The sequence below is a fragment of the Nocardioides sp. P5_C9_2 genome, from assembly GCF_054049555.1.
Genome location: NZ_JBFUMD010000456.1, coordinates 1 through 3,130, shown reverse-complemented (window position 1 = coordinate 3,130; position 3,130 = coordinate 1). Strand labels below are relative to the sequence as shown.

The window sequence follows — 3,130 nt, the reverse complement described above, 5'->3', positions numbered from 1 at the left end:
GAGGTCCTCGCCGTGGGCCCAGGTGACACCGACGGCGCCGTAGCCCGTCACGTCCTGGGGCTTGCTGGTCACGCGGCTGCTGGTGACCGAGGCACCGACCACTGTGCGGCCCGCGAGTGCGCGGGCACTGCCGGTCGTCGTGGTGAGGGGGACCTCGGTGACGGTGGGCTCCACGACGGCGGTCGGCACGGTGGCCGAGCGCAGGGCGCCGGAGATGACGGCGGGACCGCCGGCGCCGGACGCACCCGGGTGCTGGCCGACGATGTCGAGGGAGATCACCCCCGAGGCCGGGGTGAGGACGGCAAGGACGACACCGAGGGCCAGCAGCTGCTGGCAGGCGGTGATGAAACGGGCCTGTACGAGACGCATATTGACTACTCCAGTGCGCGGGGAAGGTCACACGAGACGCAACTTTCACACCAGTCACACGAGTTCGCCAGAGTTCGTGAGTAACTACAATCGTGTAATTTCCAGTCGACACGCCGACGACTTCCACGATTGTCAAGTTCCTAGGCGTGCGGCGGGGGCAAATCGCGCCGATCGCCCGGTCCTGCGACGGCCAGATGGACCAACGCGCTCGACCTGACTCAACTGGCGGCGGACGACACCCGCGCGGCCGATCGAGACGTCGTACGCCGCCAGCAACCGGCGCGTGCCCCAGCAGGACGCCGTACGCCGCCAGCTACCGACGCCCCAAGGGCCGCCCGCGGAGCTACCCCGCCAGCCCCACGCCCCGCCGCGCCAAGTGGCGGCGGACGACACCCGCGCGGCCGATCCAGACGTCGTACGCCGCCAGCTACCGACGCCCCGGGGGTCGCCCACGGAGCTGACCCCGCCAGCCCCACACCCCGCCGCGCCAAGTGGCGGCGGACGACACCCGCGCGGTCGATCGAGACGTCGTACGCCGCCAGCCATCGGCGCGTGCCCCAGCAGGACGCCGTACGCCCCCAGCTACCGACGCCCCGGGGCCGCCCACGGAGCTGACCCCGCCAGCCCCACGCCCCCGCCGCGCCAACTGGCGGCGGACGACACCCGCGCAGCCGATCCAGACGTCGTACGCCGCCACCTACCGGCGCGTGCCCCAGCAGGACGCCGTACGCCGCCAGCTGCCAACGCCCCGGGGCCGCCCGCGGAGCGACGGTCGCATCAGATGTCGGCGCCGAGCCCGTCGTCGGACCGGCGACCCACCTCGTCGTCGTCATCGTCGTACTCGAGGAAGGTGATCCCCTCGTCGACGTCACCGTCGAAGGCCAGCTTGCCCTTCTCCAGCACCAGGAGCCGGTCGCAGAGGTTGCGGACCGAGCCGGGCGCGTGCGAGACGTAGAACATCGTGACGCCCGACTTCACGATCTCGTCCATGCGCTTCTTGCACTTGCGCTTGAACGGCCGGTCCCCCACTGCCAGCGCCTCGTCGGCGATGAAGATGTCGGCGTCCACGTTGATGGCCACCGCGAAGCCGAGCCGGGCCTTCATGCCCGAGCTGTAGTAGGCGACCTCGGTGTCGAGGAACTTGCCGAGGTCGGCGAAGTCGACGATCTCGTCGAACTTGCGGTCGGTCTCGGCCCGCGACATCCCGAGGATCGCCGCGTTCAGGTACAGGTTGTCGCGGCCCGTGAGCTGGCTGTCGAAGCCGGCCCCGGTGGCGATCAGGCCGGCGATCCGGCCGCGGGTCAGCACCGAGCCGGAGTCGGGGCGCATCACACCGCTGACGAGCTTGAGCAGGGTCGACTTGCCGGAGCCGTTGAGGCCCATCAGGCCCACCGACTCCCCCTCCTGCACGGTGAAGCTCACGTCGTCGACGGCGTTGAAGACGTCGTGGGTCTTGCGGCCACGAGCCTTGGCCAGCGCCATCTGCTTGAGCGAGCGGTGGTAGGACATCGTGAACGTCTTGGTGGCGTTCTCCACCTTGATCATCGTGGTCATCAGAGGCGCTCCGGCACTCGCGACTCGAGCCGGGCGAACAGCCGCTGGGCGAGCACGACGCACACGAGGGCGGCGAGCGTCATCAGCAGGCCCCGGGTGAAGAGGTGGTCGGGCAGGTGCAGGGACTCGGTGTACGCCGGGTCGCTGGTGGTGCCGGTCCAGAAGCCGCGCTGGAACAGCAGCACCGCCTCGGCCATCGGGTTCCAGAGGTAGTACGTCGCGATCGGCTCGCCGAAGCGCTCCTGCACCAGGGTGTAGGGGTACATCATCGGCACGCTGAAGGTGACGAACTGGGTGAGCGTCTGGGCCACCTTGCCGAAGTCGCGCATGAAGACGTTGGCCACGCTGAAGACCAGGCCGAGCGCGAGGCCCAGCAGGGCGGTCAGGCTGAAGCCCAGCAGCATCGCGGCCATCCCCACGGGATCCGGGATCCACCCCAGCAGGACGCAGGCGAAGACCAGGATCACCAGCATCGGCACGGTGTGCCAGGCCGCCACCATCATCCGCGAGACCGGGAACATCTCGCGCGGCACCGGGAGCTTGGTGATCAGGGACCGGTTCTGGATCAGCGACTGGGTGCCGCCGTTGAAGGTCTCGGTGAAGAAGTGGACGACCACCATGCCCGAGAAGAGGTGCACGGCGAAGTTCTCCATGCTGCCGCCGCGGCCCACCATGACCTGGAACAGGAAGTAGAACAGGCAGAACCGGATGGCCGGCTGGAGGTAGCTCCACACCCACCCGAGCACGGTCCCCTGGTAGCGGGACTGGATGGTGTTGCGCACCAGCATCCGCAGCAGGTAGCGCCGACGCGCGACCTCGGCGAGCCCGGTCGCCGCCGGTGGCGCGAGCGGCATCGCCTCGAGCTCGTCACGGGTGGGACGTCGCGAGGCCGGGGTGCCGGAGGTCAGGGTGCCGCTCATGCAGACGCCGACCCCGTGTCCGCGTCCGTCCCGGCGCTCGCGCCGGTCCAGGGCTCGAAGGTCTTCTCCCATGCCTCCGGCGAGGTGATGTCGCCGAGCGCCGCGCGGTACTCGGCGGCGAGCCGCGGCCACTCCCGCTGGAAGCGGGCGTGGATCTCCGCGGTCCGCTTCATCTGGTCGCGGAACGTGTTCGGGTCACGCTGGTAGAGCGCGGCCGAGTTGCCGTCGGGCATCGAGACCACGGCCGAGTCGTAGCGCGCGATGCGGTACCACTTGGCGTCCATGGC

3 protein-coding genes and 1 pseudogene are annotated in these 3,130 nt (G+C 69.9%); all 4 read right to left on the bottom strand.

Annotation, left to right across the window (positions count from 1 at the left end):
- Positions 1 to 369, bottom strand: a 369-nt coding sequence (locus ACXJKL_RS18030; RefSeq protein ID WP_457208383.1) for a hypothetical protein, incomplete at its 3' end; no start/stop codon positions are given.
- A 777-nt stretch (positions 370 to 1,146) separates the two neighbouring features.
- Positions 1,147 to 1,923 (bottom strand): ABC transporter ATP-binding protein, encoded by a 777-nt coding sequence (locus tag ACXJKL_RS18025; RefSeq protein ID WP_457208382.1) that lies wholly within the window; start codon positions 1,921 to 1,923, stop codon positions 1,147 to 1,149.
- Positions 1,923 to 2,843, bottom strand: a complete 921-nt coding sequence (locus ACXJKL_RS18020) for an ABC transporter permease (RefSeq protein ID WP_457208381.1) — start codon at positions 2,841 to 2,843, stop codon at positions 1,923 to 1,925. Before ACXJKL_RS18020 ends, ACXJKL_RS18025 begins: the two co-directional genes overlap by 1 nt.
- A pseudogene (locus tag ACXJKL_RS18015) lies at positions 2,840 to 3,130 on the bottom strand (glycosyltransferase); the annotation flags it as partial. The gene ACXJKL_RS18020 and the pseudogene ACXJKL_RS18015, both read right to left, overlap by 4 nt.

Bases quoted from the DNA above. Each gene is read 5' to 3' on its own strand.
- ACXJKL_RS18020 (WP_457208381.1), bottom strand. From the start codon at position 2,843: ATGAGCGGCACCCTGACCTCCGGCACCCCGGCCTCGCGACGTCCCACC.
- ACXJKL_RS18025 (WP_457208382.1), bottom strand. From the start codon at position 1,923: ATGACCACGATGATCAAGGTGGAGAACGCCACCAAGACGTTCACGATG.